This is a genomic window from Hymenobacter coccineus (assembly GCF_001816125.1).
GTDB lineage: Bacteria > Bacteroidota > Bacteroidia > Cytophagales > Hymenobacteraceae > Hymenobacter > Hymenobacter coccineus.
In genome coordinates, this window is the sequence record NZ_MDZA01000010.1 from 1 (window position 1) to 17,359 (window position 17,359).

A 17,359-nucleotide genomic window follows, 5' to 3' on the forward strand; every position below is an offset into this window, starting at 1 on the left:
CATTGCGGCCCCCGCCCCGGTGTACGCGCCCACGCCCGCCGGCCAGCTGCCGGGCGGCACCACGCGCCCCACCCGCTTCCAGGTGGGCCTGAAAAACGGCATGGTGTATAACGTGTACAACGTGGAGCAGCACAGCCCCATTTTTGGGCACAGCTACCTGCTGCTCGACGGCCAGCGCAAAATTGACTTTGCCGACGTGGGCTTTTACGAAGACGAAAGCGGCCACTACGTGCGCACGTCACTGCCCGGTTCCTCGCGCGAAACCACGTTCCGGCGCGACCGCACCGGCCGCATCAGCCTGTACTCTACCCTCAGCAGCAACTACAACCCCGGCTACGGCGGCTACGGCATGGGGGGCTACGGCCTAGGTGGCTACGGCATGGGCGGCTTTGGCGGCTACCCCGGCGGGGGCTACGGCTCGCCCTACGGCGGCTACCGCACCACCAAAACCGAGTACTTCAGCAAAGACAACGGCCCCATCCAGAACCTGAACTACCGCAACCTGGCCCTGGCCACCCGCGACAACGCCGGGGCCCAAGAGCTACTGGCCCAGGGCCGCCACTACCAAACGGCCATCACGGCGGCCTACGTGGTGGGCGGCGGCCTGCTGCTGGCCGGCGTGCTGCAATCGTTGCGCGGCACCAACGGCCAGCAGAGCATTTCGCCGCTGCTCTACGCGGGCATTCCCATCCTCATCGTGCCCATTGTGCTGCAAGGCAAGCAGGCCAGTTCGCAGCGCCAGGCCATTGCCATCTACAACGGCACGCCGGGCCAGCGCTAAGCGCGGCAGTAGCTTACGTTTTGAGAATAAAGGCCGCCCACTGGGCGGCCTTTTTTGCGCCGGGGCCCCAACGGAGGCAACCCGCGCCCGGCCCCGGTGCGTACCCCGGGCATGAAAGCCCCCGCCGCCCCGCCCGAAACCGCCGAAGCCTTTGCCGCGCGCCAGGCCAAGGCCCTGCGCGTGCACGGCCAGCTCTGCGCCGAGTACGGGGCCCCGTTCCGGTTTTTCAGCACCAAAGACCCGCTGAGCGAGCTGATGAGCGCCCTGCTCTCGCACCGCACCAAAAATGCCGATTCGCACCGCGCTTACCAGGAGCTGCGCGCCACGTTTGCCGACTGGGACGCCGTGCGCGACGCCCCCACCGACGCCGTGCAGCACGCCATCCGGGCCTGCACCTGGCCCGAGCAAAAGGCCCCGCGCCTGCAAGCCGTGCTGCGCGAAGTGAGCAACCGCTGCGACGGGGGCCCCTGCGGCGACCTGCGCTTCCTAGGCGAACTGGGCATTCCGGAGGCGCGCACCTGGCTGGAAACGCTGCCCGGCGTGGGGCCCAAAACCAGCGCCGCCACGCTCCTCTTTAGCGACTTGCGGCGGCCGGCCATGCCCGTCGATAGCCACCACCACCGCGTAGCCCAGCGCCTGGCCCTCATCGGCCCGAAGGTGGACGAGAAGGCCGCCCACGTGCTGCTGGCCAACCTGCTGCCACCGGACTGGGACGCCCAGCAGGTGTACGACCACCACGAGGCCCTCATGTTCCACGGCCAGAAGTGCTGCTTCTACCAGGCCCCCGCTTGCGCCCGCTGCATAGTGCTGGCCGAGTGCCCGTTTGGCCAGGCGCGGCTGGGCCATCAGTCCCAGCCCACTGCATAGCGCCCGCGGCGGCCCAGGCAAAGCAGGGGCCCTACAGGGCCTGCGCTACCTGGCGCACGGATACCCGGCGGCGGTAATCGGGGTTGAAGTAGGCAAACCGGATGGTGCCGTCCTGGCCGATGACGTAGGTGGCGGGCACGGGCAGCACGTTGACGGCGGCCCCGTTGGCCTGCTTCAAATCGACGCCGAAGCCTTGGTACTTCTGGGCCGTGGCCTCGTCCACGGTGAAGGCCGTGCGGTAGGCTTTCATGATGGCAAAATCCTGGTCGTGCACGATGGGGAAGGACGCTTTGGTCTTGGCCACGGTTTTGCCGATGTTGTCCTGGGTTTCGGGCGTTACCACCACCACCTGCGCGCCCTTGGCCGTGAGCACTTGCAGCGAATCCTGGAGCTGGCTCAGCTCCTTGTTGCAATACGGGCACCACTGCCCGCGGTAGAAGTACAGCACCACCGGGCCGCGCCGCAGTAGCTGCTTCAGGGCTACGGGGCGGCCGGCCGCGTCTTGGCCCTGGAAATCGGGGGCCCTATCGCCTACCCGCAGCGCCGAAGCGGTAAGTGGAGTGACGGGCGTTTGGGCCACGGCCGCAGCCGGCCCGGCCAGTAGCAGCCCGGTGGCCATTTTAAACAACTGATTCATAACGCAAAAAAGAAGATTCAAGGCAAGTATGTTCTGGTCACCAATGCCCAGCCCGCACGATACGGCCTGGTTGGCTGCTTAGACGCACAGCCAGGCCTTACAGCGCCGGGCTTTTTTAGCACGCCCGCGCCAGCCGGTGCACTTTTGCCGGCACCATGGCCATCCTGCACCTCAAAGCCAAGCCTGGCAGCCGCACCAACCAGCTGCTGGTGGGCTCCGGCGGCGCCGTAACCGCCCGCCTGGCGGCCCCGGCCCACGACGGCCAGGCCAACGCCGCGCTGCAAGTGCTGCTGGCCGCCACTTTCGGCCTGACCAAGCGCGACGTGACGCTACTGGCCGGCCACACCACCCCGTTCAAAAAAGTGGAGCTAGCAGGCCTGAGCGACGAGGACGTGGTACGGGTACTGGCTGAACTATAGGGCCCGGCAAAGGATTAACAGGCGCTTACTTAGTGAATAAAAAAGCGGCTATGGGACGGTAGCGCTTATTATTTATTTGAGAGGATTTGTACTTATTCTGAGCCAAAAGAACAACTCAAGGATTGGGATTGCCCGTAACAACAGCAATTCCTCCACCCACATTTCTCCCTTATCATGGCTGAGCAAGTTGCCGTAACCCAAGATATTAATAAGCTTCTCGACAAGGTCAAAGAAGTAAAGTACACCACCCTGACCACCCTCGACGCCCGCAACCGCCTCCACGGCCGGCCGATGTACACCTGCCAGTCGGACAGCGACGAGTCGCTCTGGTTTTTCTCGGAGAAAGACGCCCAAAAAATCACTGAAATCCGCCACAACAGCCAGGTAGGCCTGGGGTACGCCGACCCCGATAAGGCAACCTATGTGACCATCGCCGGCAAAGCCGAAATAGTGGAGGACCACGGCAAAATCAAGCAGCTGTGGCGCGAAGACTTCCGCGGCTTTTTCCCCAAAGGTGCCGAAGACCCCAATATCGCCCTCATCAAGGTAACCATTGAAAATGGCGAGTACTGGGACACGCCGGGCAACGTGCTCGTGCGGGCTTTTGCCTACGCCAAGGCCATCACGACCGGCGAAAAGCACCATGCTACCCCCGAGGAGCAGTCCAAAGTGCAGCCCAATTAAGGCCCCGGCGCACTGACTAATACTGGGCTTAGTGGCCCTACCAGCGCGGCCGCGCTTCCTGACGGAAGGGCGGCCGTGCTTTTTTGTTGGCGGCGGGGCCCTATTTGCCGCGTTTGCGGCGGTAGTATTTGCGGTACCAGGAGGCGGTTTTCTTGAACAGGCTGACTGTGGTTTCGTGCGGGAATACGTTGATGCGGAATACCTGCATGCGGTCGTCCTCCAGGTGCAGGCCGCCGGTGTCGGTGGCCACTGCGAGGGCGAAACCGGCGGCCTGCACGGCCGCTTTCAGGTCGTCGTTGAGGTCGCCGTAGGGATAGGCGAAGCTGACGATTTCGGTGTGCAGCACGGTTTCCAGGCTGGCTTTGCTGCGCTGGATTTCGGCGGTGGCGGCCGGCAGCGGCAGGGCCGGCAGGTGCGGGTGCGCCATGGTATGGGCCCCTATTTCCCAGCCGGCGGCCACAAAGGCGCGCTTCTGGGCCTCGTCCATGAGCTCGGCGCGGGGCTCGGCAGGGTCGGCGGCAAGCTCCCACTGGTTGTAGCGCACGTCGAAATCGCCGAGCAAATAGAGCACGCCGCGGTAGCCGTACTGCTGCATGAGGGGCAGCAGGTTGGTGTAGTTGTCGAGGTAGCCGTCGTCGAAGGTGAGGATGAGCGGCCGCCGCGGGAACTCAGCCAGCGGCCGCTCGCCGCGGGCAAATTGCAGGTATTCGGCGAAAGTAATGGGCGTGAAGCGGCGGCTTTTGAAGAAGGCCAGGTGCTTGGCAAAGTTGTCCTTCGTGACGTAAATCTGGTGCTTGGTGGCCGGCGGCGCGTCGGGGATTTTGTGGTACATGAGCACCGGCATAAAGGCGGGCACGGCCTTTTGCATCCGGGCCGACTGGTACACGGCCAGCACTTCGGCGGCCACGCGGCCCAGGTCGTAGTGCGTGCGCACGAGCTGCTGCAGGTCCCCCGGCACCGGTTGCGGCCGCGCCAGAAACGCGCGCGCATCGGCCAGCAGGGCCCCAAAATCCACGCCCGACGCGCCACCCGAGCCGAGATGTCGCCGAAGTTGGAGGCCGCAGCGTCGGCAAAATTGGCCTCCGCCACGAGGCCCGCGTAGCTGGCCTCGCCCAAGGCCAGCACGGGCCGGCCGGCGCCCAGCGCCTCGATGGCTACGCGGCCCGCGCCGATGGTGAGCGTGGTGCGGGCCAGCCAGCCAGCCACGTCGGTGGTGAAGCCGACTACTTCCACCCGCGCGCCGAACTGCGCCTGGAGCTGCGCCAGGGCCGCTTTGCCAGCGGCGGGTAGCTGCTCCAGCTCGCCGCCGATAAGGGCCAGGCGCAGGGCGGGAAACTCGGCCAGCAGCGGCGGAAACACTTGCTGCAACAGCGCCGCCGCCCGTTCGCCCTTGCCGCCGTTGAAGCGGCCGACGAAGGCGATGCGCAGGGGCCCTAATGCTTCGTCGGCCAGTGCTTCGCCGAACTGCACGCCGTTGGGCAGGGCCACGATTTTGCGGGCTTCCATCTTCACTTCCTCCACCAAGTGCGTCCGCAGGTTGGCGCAAATGGCAATGACCTTGTCGCCGTAAATGTCGAACAGCGACGTGGACGTGTGCAGGTGCTGGCGGCCGTGCACGGTGCTCACTAGGGGCACTTTGAGGCCGCGCAGGGCGGCGTAGCTCACCCAGCTTGCGGCCCGCGAGTGGGCGTGTACCACATCAATGCACTCAGCTTGCACCAGCTGGCGGATTAGGCGGGCGTTGCGCAGCCGCTGCCCGTAGCGGCGGTTGCTGATGGCTGTTTTCACCTGGGGGGCCCCGGTGGGCAACTGGTCGGAATCGGATACCAGCCATACGGCGTGGCCCTGGGCCCGGTGGGCCTCGGCCAGGGCCACGGCGTAGGCCGCCGAGCCGGCAAAGAACTCGGCAGAGAGAACGTGGAGGATGCGCATCGGGCGCAAAGGTCGGGGGCCCCAGGAGAATCGTGGGCAGCGCCTGCAGCAGTCTTATCGAGCAGTTGTACTGAACACAAGAACGTCATGCAGAGCGCAGCGAAGCATCTCTCCCGCAGCAGTAATCAGGATTAGTTGAGCAGTAGCGATGCTTCGCTGCGCTCTGCATGACGTTCTATTTATTTTATTCAACCAAATAATCACCCCATAACTACTTACGCTCGGCTGCGGCCCTGCACGTTGGATAGGTACTTCTGGGCGCTGCCGGTGTTCAGGAGCAGGATTTGCTCGTGGGGCTTCAGCCAGCCGGTGGCCAAGAGCTGGCGGGCGGCCATCCATACGGCGGCGCCCTCGGGGCCACGAACAGGCCCTCCTGCTGGCCCAGCTCGCGCATGCCGGCCAGCATGCCTTCCTCACTGATGGCTACCACCGTGCCGTTCGATTCGTGCAATACCTGTAGCATCAGAGCCTCGCCCAGGGGGTGGGGCACGGCTAGGCCGTTGGCCAGCGTGGGGCGGCCCTGGTAGGCGTGGCAGTTGGGCTGGCGGCCTTCGTAGGTTTCGAGCAGGGGGCAGCAGTTTTCGGCCTGCACGGCCACCATGCGGGGCAGCTTGGCACCGGGGGCCAGCCAGCCCAGGGCCTGCATTTCGCGGAACGCCTTCCAGATGCCGATGAGGCCGGTGCCGCCGCCGGCGGGGTACAGCAGCACGTCGGGCAACTGCCAGTTCAGCTGCTCGGCAATTTCGTAGCCCATGGTTTTCTTGCCCTCAAGGCGGTATGGCTCCTTCAGGGTCGAGACGTCGAGCAGGGCCCCGTTGGCGTTGAGCTGGCGCACGCGGGCCCCACAGTCGCTGATAAGACCGTCCACCAGTTCCACGTCGGCCCCGTACCAGTAGCATTCTTCCTTGAAGGCGTCAGGCGTGTGGCGCGGCATCACCACGGTGGCGGGCAGGCCGGCGCGGGCGCAGTAGGCGGCCAGGGCCACCCCGGCGTTGCCGGCCGTGGGGATGATGCAACCGGCCACGCCCAACTCCAGGGCCTTCGACACGGCCATGCTCAGCCCGCGCGCCTTGAACGAGCCGGTGGGGTTCTGGCCTTCGTCCTTGAGCAGCAACGACGCCAGGCCGTGTAGGGCCCCCAGGCGCGGCAGCGGCAGGATGGGCGTGAAGCCTTCGCCCAGCGTCACCTTGTATTTATCGTCGAGCAGCGGCAGCAGAGCCCCGTAGCGCCACATCGAAGCGTCGGCGGCGTTGATGCTTTCAGCGGGCGTCAGGGGTTCGGCCGTGGCGTAGTCGGCCACGAGCGGCACGGCGCAGCAAACCGACACGCGTTGCAGCTCGAAGGCCGAGTAAGCGGTGCCACAAGCCGAGCAGTGCAGGGCCCGCAGGCGGGGAACGGAGGGGGTAGCGACCAGCATAGTGCCAGCAAAATTACCAGCACCCCAGGGCCCTATCATGCCAAAACGGGATAGAATTTTGGAATAGCCTATGCCCGATCGGCATAGTAGTGCTTGGTGAACAGCAGGAAATCCCGGTACGGCTCGTTGTTTTCCGTGCCCTTGCGCTGGATAAAGTTGAAGTGCCGCCGCATGGGCAGGTCCTTGATTTTCACCTCCATCAGCTCGCCCGAGGCCAGCTCTTTCACCACCGCCTGCCGGGGCAAAAAGGCCAGGCTGCTGTCGACGCGCACGAAGTTTTTGAGGGCCTCGGTGCCGCCCAGGCGCACGCGCACCGGCAGCGCGGCCAGCTTGAGGCCCCGGTGGCGCAGGGCTTCTTCCAGCACAGCCAGCGTGCCCGAGCCGTCTTCGCGCAGCGCCAACGGGATGCTGAGCAGGTCGCGGGCTTCGAGGGTGCGGCTGCCGAGCGGGTTGCCGGCCGCGCACACCGCCACCACGTCGTCGGCCAGCAGCGGCGTGTAGGTGACGTGGCTGACTTTGTGGATGCCCTCGACGATGCCCAGCTCGATTTCGTGGGCCAGCAGGGCCCGTAGGATGTTGTCGGAGTTGCGGTTTTTGAGGCTGAGCTGGCGGTTGGGGTGGCGCTGCAAGTACGCCGACACCACCGGCGGCAGCACATAGAGCGAAATGGTGGTGCTGGCCCCGATGGACAAGTGAAGCGCCGGCGCAAAGTCGGGGCTCAGGGCGCTCATTTCCTGGTGCAGCTCGTGTTGCAGCTGCTTGGCTTGCAGCAGCTTCTGGTAGAGGCGCTGCCCAGCCGGCGTAAGCAAGATGCTGCTACCCAGTCGCTCAAACAGGCCCGTTCGGTAGTGCTCTTCCAGGGCTTTCACCTGTTTGCTGACGGCCGACTGGCTGACGAACAGGGCCTGCCCGGCTTTGGTGAAACTGAGCTGCTTGGCAACTTCGAGGAAGACTTCGTGGGCCTGGGAAAGCATGGATGGCGGGCATAAACTTTCATTCCGAGCGCAGCGAGGAATCTGAGTTACCCACCTACAACGAGGTGGGTAACTCAGATTCTCGCTGCGCTCGGAATGACAAAGGTTGGTTACCAAATCGTTTTTAGCCATTCAACCTCCGCAGTATAGGCTATTTTCAGTATTACTTTTCGGCCGGTTTTCTACCCCATTCCTCCCATGCTGGCCCGTTTCCGCTTCCTGCCGCTGCTATTGCTGTTGGCTACTTTCTCGTGCTCCAAAAAAACTGCCCAGGAGCAGGCCGCGGCGCAGGCCCAAACCGACGGCGACGAGGTGGACCCGCACTCGAACGTGGTGTTCACCTTCGATGAGAAAGTGGTGGACGAGGCGCAGCAAAACCGCTGGGACACCACGCAGTACGTGAAATTTACGCCCGCAGTGCGGGGCAAGTTCAAGTGGACCGGCGACCGGGAGCTGACGTTTTCGCCTTTGGAGGCGTTCCGGCCCAGCACCGTGTTTTCGGCCGCCCTGCAGCCCGGGGCCCTGCCCAGCGGCAAGCAAAAGCTGGCCATTAACCGCAGCCGGTTCCACACGCCGTACCTGCGCATGGGCGACCCGCAGGTGTTTTTTGGCCGCTCGGCCAAGGCCACGGGCACGGCCGAGCTGCGCGCCAACCTGGTGTTCAACTACCCCGTACGGCCCGCCGATGTGCGCGCCCGCCTCAAAGTGACCCAGGACGGCAAGCCGCTGGCCGTGAACCTCATCAGCGCCGAACCCGACCAGACGCTGGGCCTGAGCTTCGCGCAGGACGTGCGCCCGGGGGCCCCCATCACCGTGGAAATTGCGCCCGGCCTGCGCCCCGCCACCGGCACCAAGGCCACCACCGCGGTGCTCGTGGCCCAGGCCGAGGTACCCGACCAAAGCACGCTGGAAGTGCGCGAACTGACCGGCTCGCTGCTCGACGGCCAGCCCGTGGTGACCGTGAACCTGAGCCAGCCCATTGCGGCGGCCGATGTGCAAAAAGCCCTGACTGTGACGCCCGCCGTGGCCTTCTCGGTGGAGGCGCAGGAGAGCGGCTTTGCGCTGCGCGGCGGCTTTGAGGTGGGCAAAACCTACCAGGTGGCGCTGGCCGCCGGCACCCGCGGGCTGCTGGGCGGCACCCTTAGGGATGCGTTTCAGCAGGCCGTATCGTTTGGTGATGAGGACCCGAGCATCACATTTGCCAGCGGCGACAAGGCGCTGTATTTAAGCGCGCTGGGGGCCCGGAACCTGGGTTTGCGCATCAACCAGGTGGGCAAGGTGAAGGTGACCATCGCCAAGGTGTACGCCAACAACATCCAGCAGCTACTGCGCCAGGAGCAGCAGTACGGCTACCCGGAGTACGAGGAGGGCCAGCGCGAACCGAGCACCGACGAAAACGGCGATTACATCGACCGCAGCTACCGCTACTTCGACCTCGAAACGCTGGGCAGCGTCCTGTCCGAACGCACGGTTTCGGTGGATGGGCTGCCCAAGGAGGCCGGCCTGCGCCTGCTCACGCTCGACCTCAAGGAGCTGGAATTCCAGGGGCCTATGAAAGGGCTGTACGTGGTGAAAGTGGCGGATACCGAGCACCAGTACCTGCAAGTGAGCAAGCTGGTGGCCGTGACGGACGTGGGCCTGATTGTGCGGCAGGGCGCCACCGGCGGCACGGTGGTGTTTGCCAACTCCATCCGCACGGCCCAGCCCATCGGCGGCGTGGCGGTGAACCTGGTGAGCACCAACAACCAGGTGATTGGCTCGGCCACCACCGACCAGGCCGGTGTGGCGCAGTTCGATTCGGCGGCCTCGATGAAGCGCTTCACGCTGGGCATGGTGACGGCGGCGAAGGACGCGGACTTCTCGTTCCTGGACCTGACCCGGAGCAAGGTGGAAACCTCACGCTTCGAGGTGGGCGGCTTGCAGAGCAACGCGGCCCGCTACCAGGCCTTCCTGTACGGCGACCGCGACCTATACCGCCCCGGCGACACCGTGCGCACCAACACCGTGGTGCGCACCGACGCCTGGAAAACGCCGCCTGTTGGCCTGCCCATGAAAATCCGGCTGCTGCTGCCCACCGGCAAGGAATACAGCAGCTTGCAGCAAAAGTTGAACGGCGCGGGCGCGTTTGAGAGCCGGTTCATTTTGCCGCCGGCCATCATGACGGGCCTGTACACGCTGGAGGTGCTGACCGGCAACGACGTGCTGCTCACCTCCAAGCAAATCAGCGTGGAGGAGTTCATCCCCGACCGCCTAAAGGTGACCGTGACGGCCGCGCCCGCCGTGCTGCGCCCCGGCCAAACCGTGACGGCCAACCTCGCCGCCGTGAACCTGTTTGGGCCCCCAGCCACCGACCGCAAGTACGAAGTCGAGTTTTCGCTGAAGCAGAAGGCCTTCAACCCCAAGGGCTACGACGATTACAGCTTCGCCATCAACAACGGCCTGCGCCGCAAGATCACCAGCAGCGACGACGAATCGGCCGAAACCGCCCTAGGCACGCGCTTCGAGAAAACCCTGCGCGAGGGACGCACCGACGCCGCCGGCCGCGGCACGGCCGCCTACGCCGTGCCCACTTTTGTGGACCTGGGTACGCTGGAAGGCGCGGCCTTCGCCACGGTGTTTGATGAAACGGGGCGGCCGGTGAACCGCCTGGCCACCTTCGAGGTGCACACCCAGGCCACGATGTTCGGCCTCCAAAACTTACCCAATTTGGTGAACACCCGCCAGGCGCTGCCGCTGCGGGTGCTGGCCCTCACGCCGGCCGGGGCCCCCACCCGGGCCCCCGCGCAAGTGCGCGTGGTGCGCCTGCTCTGGGAAACCGTGCTGGAGGGCCAGGGCGGCCGCTTCGTGTACAACTCGCAGCAGCGCGAGCAAACCGTGCTCACCCAAAGCCTGACGGTGGGCCCCGGCACGGCCCTGAACTTCACCCCCATCTACTCGGGCGAGTACGAGGTGCGCGTGAGCCGGCCGGGGGCCCTGCCCTACGTGATGCAGCGCTTCTACGCCTACGGCTACGGCGACACGCAGGCCAACTCCTTCGAAGTCAACAACGAAGGCGAGGTGACCATCGAGCCCGACAAAGCCAAGTACGCGCCCGGCGAAACGGCCAACCTGCTGTTGAAAACGCCCTTCGCCGGCCGCATCCTCGTGACCGTGGAGCGCGACCACGTGCTCGACCACTTCTACGTTAACACCGACCAGAAATCAGCCCGTGTGAAGATTCCCATCAAGGCCGACCACGTGCCCAACGTGTACGTGACGGCCACCGCCATCCGGTCCATCACCGACCACAGCCTGCCCCTCACGGTGGCGCGCGGCTTCGTGCCGCTGCGCGTGGAGCGGCCCGACGCCCGCCTGGTCGTGGCCATGGCCGCGCCCACCGCCAGCCGCTCCCAAACCTTCCAGACCATTGAGGTGAGCACCGCGCCGGGGGCCCAAGTCACGCTGGCCGTGGTGGACGAGGGCATTTTGCAGCGCAAGGGCTACCTCACCCCCGACCCCTACGGCTACTTTTACCAGAAGCGCGCCCTCGAAGTATCGGCCTACGACGTGTACCCTTTCTTGCTGCCCGAGCTGGGCACCAGCAGCACCGGGGGCGACGCCGCCGACCTGCGCCGCCGCACCACACCCGTGCCCAGCCGCCGCGTGAAGCTGGTGGCCAACTGGAGCGGCATCCTCACCGCCGACGGCAGCGGCAAGGTGCGCTACCGGGTGCGCGTGCCGCAGTTCTCGGGGGCCCTGCGCATCATGGCCGTGGCCTACAAAGACGACGCTTTCGGCGCCGCCGAACACACCATGAAGGTGGCCGACCCGGTGGTGATTTCCACGGCGCTGCCGCGTTTCCTCAGCCCCGGCGACACGATTGACGTGCCGGTGACGCTAACGAACACGACGAATGCTACCATAAAAGGTGAGCTCTGGTTTGGCAAAGCGCCAGAGATGCTTCGGATTGGTCCTAAAGGTGGCCCGACTATTCACGTAAGCTCTTTAGCTCATCTTTCCGAGCTTAAATTAGAATCTGACGGTTACAAAGCTGTACTACCACCGAATGCTGAACGCCGATTTATTTATAAAATGACAGCCCATGAGATTGGTAATCTTATAGTAAGCTCGCGACTGATTTCCGATGAAATAAATGGTGGAAAAATGCCTGAAATCTTCCGCGAAACCATCGAACTTCCCATCCGCCCCGCGGCGCCGCTGGAGAAGCGCACCGGCAACGGCGTGGTGGCCGGCGGCACCACGGGGGCCCTCAACCTGACGACCGATTTCCTGCCCGCCTCGCTGCAAAGCCAAGTGGTTATTAGCCGCTCGCCGCTGACGGAGTTCAGCAAGGACCTGCGCTACCTGCTGCAATACCCCTACGGCTGCCTGGAGCAAACCGTGTCGGCCGCGTTCCCGCAGCTGTACTACGGCGATTTGGCGGCCACCTTGCAGCAGAAAACCGGGGCCGGGCCCGCGGCCCAGCGCTACAACCCCAACGCCAACGTGCAGGCCGCCATCCGCAAAATCGAGTCGATGCAGCTCTACAACGGCAGCCTAAGCTACTGGCCGGGCGGCGACTACGACAACTGGTGGGCCACGGCCTACGCCGCCCACTTCCTGCTCGAAGCCCAGCAGGCCAACTTCGCGGTGAATAAATCGGTGCTCGACAAGGTGCTCAGCTACCTGCAGTTCCGCCTCAAAAAGCGCGAAACCGAGGAGTACCGCTACTTCGACGCGAGCAACATTGCCCGCCAGAAAGTCATCGCCAAGAAGGAAATTGCCTACTCGCTGTACGTGCTGGCCCTGGCCGGCCGGCAAGACGCCGTGGCCCTGAACTACTACCGCGCCAACGGCCCGCTGCTGGCCGAAGACTCGAAGTTCCTGCTCGCCTGCACCCAGGGCGTGCTCGGCAACCAGCGCCAGTTCCGTGAGCTGCTGCCCACCAAGTTTGGGGGCGAAACCGCCGCCGGCCGGGCCCTCGACGGGTCGTTCTACTCGCCCATCCGCGACGAGGCCCTGGTGCTGAACGCCCTGCTCGCCACCGACCCCCACAACCCCCAGGTAAATATCCTGCCCGCCAGCTCAGCCGCCAGGTGAAGCAGGCCGGCTGGCTCAGCACCCAGGAAAGCGCCTTCGCCCTGCTGGCCCTGGGCAAAATTGCCCGCCAGAACGCCCGCAGCACCGCCACCGGGGCCCTAACCGCCGGCAGCCAGCCGCTGGCCACCTTCACCGGCCCCGACCTGACGGTGCGCAACGTGGCCAACCGGGCCCTCACGCTGCGCGCCGCCGGCCAGGGCAACCTGTACTATTTCTGGGAGCTGGCCGGCATCAGTCCCACCACGCCCGTGCGCGAGGAGGACGCCTACCTGAAGGTGCGCCGCCAGTTCCTGAGCCGCACCGGCCAGCCGCTGGGGGGCCCCACGTTTGCCCAGAACGATTTGGTGGTGGTAAAAATCACCATCCAGGCTGCCGACGCGGCCGGCGAGGTGAAGAACGTGGCCATCACCGACCTGCTGCCCGCAGGCCTCGAAATTGAGAACCCCCGCATCGGCGCCGTGCGCGAATTGGACTGGGCCAAGGACGCCGCCACCCCCGACTACCTCGACGTGCGCGACGACCGCCTGAACATTTTCACCACCGCCAGCGCCACGCCCCGGGTGTTCTACTACCTGGCCCGCGCCGTCAGCAAAGGCACCTTCCGCCTGGGCCCCATCAGCGCCGACGCCATGTACAACGCCGAGTACCACTCGTACAACGGCGCCGGCGTGGTGCGGGTGAAGTAGCTGAACGGGCGGGCTGCCGGCTTTTCCGCCGGCTGCCCGCTAATCGTTGAATCGGCGCCTGGGGCCCCTGGCGATTACCGGGCAGCCGGCGAAAAAGCCGGCAGCCCGGGCCGGTCTAAACTACCCGTAACTTGCACCGCATGGCCGATTTCCTCCTTTACCAAGCCTACGGCAACCCCGATGTGCTGAACGAAGCCTTGTTCAGCATCTTGTCGTATTTGCGGCAGCCGGTGGGGGCCCGGGTGGTGGTTTATACCGATAACCCGGCGCACTTCCAGCGCATTTTGGGCGAGGCGGCGGCGGTGGAATACGTGCCCATTGCGCCCGCCCAATGGCAGGCCTGGCGCGGGGAAATCGACTTCGTGCACCGCGTTAAGATTGAAGTGTTGCTGCACGCCGCGGCGCGCTACGCCGGCAACTTGCTGTACGTGGATACCGACACCGTTTTTGTGCAGCCGCTGGCCGAGGTGTTTGGGGCCCTGGGGCGCGGCGAGCGGTTTATGCACGTGGGCGAGGGGCGGCTGCGCGACGGCAACTCGCTGAACCGTAAGATCAACCAGGCTTTGCAGCAGGACGCCGGCCGCACGGACCTGGCCGGGGGCCCCATCCCCCCCGATACCCAGATGTACAACGCCGGGGCCCTGGGCCTGCGCACCACCGACGCGCCGCTGCTGGCCCAGGTGCTCACCCTCACCGAGCAGCTCCACCGCCTCTACCCCAAGCACGTGATGGAGCAGCTGGCCTTCAGCGTGGTACTGGCCCGGGCGGGCGTGGTGCGCGCGGCCGCGCCGTGGGTGTACCACTACTGGAACCTCAAGGAAATCCGGCCCGTGCTCGCCGAGCTTTTTACGCCCGACGGGGCCCACCCGCTGGCCGCCTGGCAGGTCCGAGCCGCGGCCCTCGACGTGCCCGCGCTGGCCGAAGGCAAGGCCCAATTTCGCCAAAACCCCGGCTGGCGGCGCGCCGTGCTCCGCTGGCTGAAGCGGGATTGGCGCATGCCGGCCGTTGCTTTCCCGGCGCTATGAAAACCGGGCAACTGCGCGGGTGGGCCAGCTGGGGCCCCAGGCTGCGCCGCGCCGGGCTGGTGCTACTGGTACTGGCCGTGGCCGCCGCGCTGCTCAACCGGCTGTTTCCGCTGCCGCCCGCGCCGCAGTACTCGCCGCTGGTGACGGCGGCCGACGGCTCGGTGCTCCACGCCTTTCTGAACCCGACGCAGAAGTGGCGCATGAAAACCGAGCTGCGCGAGATTACGCCGGCTTTGCAGCGGGCCATTATCTACAAGGAAGACCGGTATTTCCGCTACCATTTCGGAGTGAACCCGGTGGCCATCGTGCAGGCGGCGGGGCGCAACCTGTTTGGGCGCGGACGCACCACGGGGGCCAGCACCATCACCATGCAAGTGGCCCGCCTGCTCGAGCCCAAGGCACGCACTTTCGGCAACAAAACGCTCGAAATGCTGCGCGCCGTGCAGTTGGAGGCCCACTGCAGCAAGGCCGAAATCCTGCAGCTCTACCTGAATTTGGTGCCCTACGGCAGCAACATCGAGGGCGTGAAATCGGCCGCGCTGCTCTACTTCCAGCAGCCGCCTGACTACCTCTCGCTGGCCCAAACCGTGGCGCTGGCCGTCATTCCCAACCAGCCGCGCCTGCTCGTGCTGGGCCGCAGCAACCCCCAGATTTTGGCCAAGCGCAACCACTGGCTGCGGCAAATGCAGCGCGACCACCTCTTCCCCGCCCAGGACATTGCCGACGCCCTGGCCGAGCCGCTCGACGCCCAGCGCCACGGGGCCCCCACACTGGCCCCGCACCTAGCCAGGCGGCTGGTGGCGCAGTTTCCGGGCCAGCCCATCATCGCCGCCACCCTGCGCCGGGGCCCCCAGGCCAAGGCTGAAGACCTGACCCGCAACTACGTGCGGCGCCTGCGCGCGCTGGGCATCACGCAGGCCGCCGTGCTGGTGGTGAACAACCGCACCCGCGCCGTGGAGGCCTACGTGGGCTCGGCCGACTTCGCCGACGCCGCCAGCGCCGGGCAGGTGGATGGTGTGCGGGCCGTGCGCTCGCCGGGCAGCACCCTCAAGCCGCTGCTCTACGGCCTGGCCTTCGACCGGGGCCTGGCCACGCCCAAAATGCAGCTGCCCGACGTGCCCACCAACTTCAACGGCTTCCGGCCCGAAAACTTCGACAAAAACTGCCAGGGCGAAGTAACCGTGGAGCGGGCCCTGGTGTACTCGCTCAACATCCCCGCCGTGCGCCTGCTGGCCGACGTGGGCGTGCCCGCCCTCACCGACAAGCTGCGCCAGGCGGGCTTCCGCACCGTGGCCCGCGCCGCGCCGCGCCTGGGCCTGAGCACCGTGCTCGGCGGCTGCGGCGCCACCCTGGAAGAGCTGACGGGGCTTTATGCGGCATTGGCCGACGGTGGCCAATACGCGCCGCTGCGGTTCATTGCCCAGGGCCCCAGTGCTGTAGACAAGAAACTTGCACCGCTCCAGAAGGGCCCGGGGCGCGGAGCAACCAATGCCCAGCTGCTCTCGCCGGCCGCCGCGTTCCTCGTCACCGACATCCTGGCCCGACGCACGCGGCCCGATTTGCCGCTGGGCTACGAAAACAGCCTGCGCCTGCCCAAAATTGCCTGGAAAACCGGCACCAGCTACGGCCGCCGCGACGCCTGGAGCCTGGGCTACAACCGCGACTACACCATCGGGGTGTGGGTGGGCAACTTCAGCGGCCAGGGCAGCCCGGCCCTCACCGGAGCCGACGTGGCCACACCCCTGCTGTTCGACCTGTTCAACGCCCTAGCCTACAATTCGCCCAACCACTGGACCGCGCCCCCGGCCACCCTCGATTTCCGCCTTGTGTGTGCCGAAAGCGGCCTGGTGCCGGGCGAGCACTGCGCCCACCAAATCCTCGATTATTACCTGCCCGGCCTATCGTCGGCGCGGCGCTGCGAGCACGTGAAAGAAGTGCTGGTATCGGCCGATGGGGCCCTGAGCTACTGCCGCGCTTGCGCGCCGCCCAGCGGCTACCGCCGGCAGCTCTTTGCCAATCCGTTGCCGGAGGTGCTGGCGTTTCGGGCGGCGCAGGGGCTGCCCGCGCCGCGCCTGCCCCCGCACAACCCCGCCTGCCGCCTGGTGCGCGGCGCCGACGACGGCACGGCGGCCCCGCTGGCCATCACCTCGCCCCTGCCCCACACCGAGTACCTCCTCAACCGCGGCGAGCAGCAGCAACTGCTGTTAAGCTGCGCCGCGGGGCCCGAAGTGCGCCAGGTGTTTTGGTACGTGAACGACCAGTTCCTGCGGGCCGCCGGGGCCGCTGAGCGGGTATTCTTCCGCCCCCCCACGGGGCCCGTGAAAGTGTCGTGCGCCGACGACCACGGCCGCAACGTGGACGTGCAGCTGCTGGTGGCCGAGCAGTAGCCGCCGTTAGTAGCGAATGCAGCCCTGTTGGTCGGCCTATTTCAGACCTAGTCCGGCGGGTGCGCGTACCTTCGCCCGCCTGGCACGGTGCTTGTAAAACGTCGAGCCATGGCCCAATTTAGCCTATTCTTACCATCGCCCATTTCATTCTTTCTAACATCTTATTTCTTCCCCGTCATGAAAAATACTAGCTGGTTATTCCTGGTTCCGGTCTTACTATTTAGCATCTTTTTTAACTCGCAGGCACAGGCCCAAAGCAAGTGGAGCCCGCAGGGCAAAGGCGCCGCCATTGGTGGGGCTGCCGGTATCTTGGGCGGGGCCCTCATTAACAAGCGCAACCGCGTGGTGGGCGGCGCCATCGGCGGCGTGGCCGGCGCGGGCGTGGGCTACGCCATTGGCAAGCACACCGACAACAAGCGCAAGCAAGCCACTGCCCTGGCCAACGAGCGCGCCGCCGCCAACGAGCGCCTG

Annotated in this window: 13 protein-coding genes and 1 pseudogene; 9 read left to right on the top strand and 5 right to left on the bottom strand. The window is 65.8% G+C overall.

Annotated elements, in window-relative coordinates:
• Window positions 1-781: hypothetical protein (locus BEN49_RS28610; protein ID WP_193415742.1), on the top strand; the 781-nt coding region annotated here is incomplete at its 5' end.
• Window positions 782-892: 111 nt separating this feature from the next.
• The gene (locus BEN49_RS00720; RefSeq protein ID WP_070739361.1) at window positions 893-1,648 is read left to right on the top strand and encodes an endonuclease III domain-containing protein; all 756 of its coding nucleotides are present in this window, start codon (window positions 893-895) and stop codon (window positions 1,646-1,648) included.
• 31 nt (window positions 1,649-1,679) lie between these two features.
• Here BEN49_RS00720 and BEN49_RS00725 read toward each other — a convergent pair whose 3' ends face one another.
• Entirely contained in the window at window positions 1,680-2,285 is a 606-nt protein-coding gene (locus tag BEN49_RS00725) for a peroxiredoxin-like family protein (protein WP_070739340.1), read from the bottom strand.
• Window positions 2,286-2,440: 155 nt separating this feature from the next.
• Between BEN49_RS00725 and BEN49_RS00730 the strand changes: the two genes are divergently transcribed.
• Both BEN49_RS00730 and BEN49_RS00735 read left to right on the top strand, forming a co-directional pair.
• Window positions 2,441-2,704, top strand: a complete 264-nt coding sequence (locus tag BEN49_RS00730) for a DUF167 domain-containing protein (RefSeq protein ID WP_070739343.1) — start codon at window positions 2,441-2,443, stop codon at window positions 2,702-2,704.
• Window positions 2,705-2,878: 174 nt separating this feature from the next.
• Window positions 2,879-3,388: a pyridoxamine 5'-phosphate oxidase family protein gene (locus tag BEN49_RS00735; protein ID WP_070739346.1), complete on the top strand. Its 510-nt coding sequence runs from the start codon at window positions 2,879-2,881 to the stop codon at window positions 3,386-3,388.
• A 100-nt stretch (window positions 3,389-3,488) separates the two neighbouring features.
• On the opposite strand, the gene BEN49_RS29100 is transcribed toward BEN49_RS00735, so the two are convergent.
• From BEN49_RS29100 to BEN49_RS00750, 4 genes and pseudogenes are all read right to left on the bottom strand, one after another.
• Window positions 3,489-4,403 (bottom strand): polysaccharide deacetylase family protein, encoded by a 915-nt coding sequence (locus BEN49_RS29100; RefSeq protein WP_070739349.1) that lies wholly within the window; start codon window positions 4,401-4,403, stop codon window positions 3,489-3,491.
• A gap of 110 nt (window positions 4,404-4,513) precedes the next feature.
• Window positions 4,514-5,320, bottom strand: a pseudogene (locus tag BEN49_RS30705) (glycosyltransferase); the annotation flags it as partial.
• 298 nt (window positions 5,321-5,618) lie between these two features.
• Window positions 5,619-6,737, bottom strand: a complete 1,119-nt coding sequence (locus tag BEN49_RS00745) for a threonine synthase (protein WP_239691759.1) — start codon at window positions 6,735-6,737, stop codon at window positions 5,619-5,621.
• 68 nt (window positions 6,738-6,805) lie between these two features.
• Window positions 6,806-7,711 carry a LysR family transcriptional regulator gene (locus tag BEN49_RS00750; RefSeq protein ID WP_070739352.1) on the bottom strand — a complete coding sequence of 302 codons (906 nt, stop codon included), beginning with the start codon at window positions 7,709-7,711 and terminating at the stop codon, window positions 6,806-6,808.
• Window positions 7,712-7,909: 198 nt separating this feature from the next.
• Between BEN49_RS00750 and BEN49_RS00755 the strand changes: the two genes are divergently transcribed.
• The 5 genes from BEN49_RS00755 to BEN49_RS00770 all read left to right on the top strand — a co-directional run.
• Complete coding sequence (locus BEN49_RS00755) at window positions 7,910-12,790, top strand: alpha-2-macroglobulin family protein (RefSeq protein ID WP_083325643.1); 4,881 nt, start codon at window positions 7,910-7,912, stop codon at window positions 12,788-12,790.
• Window positions 12,787-13,476: an alpha-2-macroglobulin family protein gene (locus BEN49_RS25170; protein WP_083325644.1), complete on the top strand. Its 690-nt coding sequence runs from the start codon at window positions 12,787-12,789 to the stop codon at window positions 13,474-13,476. The genes BEN49_RS00755 and BEN49_RS25170 overlap by 4 nt, the downstream gene beginning before the upstream one ends.
• Window positions 13,477-13,616: 140 nt before the next feature.
• Window positions 13,617-14,501, top strand: a complete 885-nt coding sequence (locus BEN49_RS00760; protein ID WP_070739355.1) for a hypothetical protein — start codon at window positions 13,617-13,619, stop codon at window positions 14,499-14,501.
• A complete protein-coding gene (pbpC, locus tag BEN49_RS00765; protein ID WP_070739358.1) occupies window positions 14,498-16,888 on the top strand; it encodes a penicillin-binding protein 1C in 2,391 nt (796 codons plus the stop codon). Before BEN49_RS00760 ends, pbpC begins: the two co-directional genes overlap by 4 nt.
• Before the next feature lie 177 nt (window positions 16,889-17,065).
• On the top strand, window positions 17,066-17,359 hold a 294-nt coding region (locus BEN49_RS00770), incomplete at its 3' end, for a YMGG-like glycine zipper-containing protein (RefSeq protein WP_239691760.1).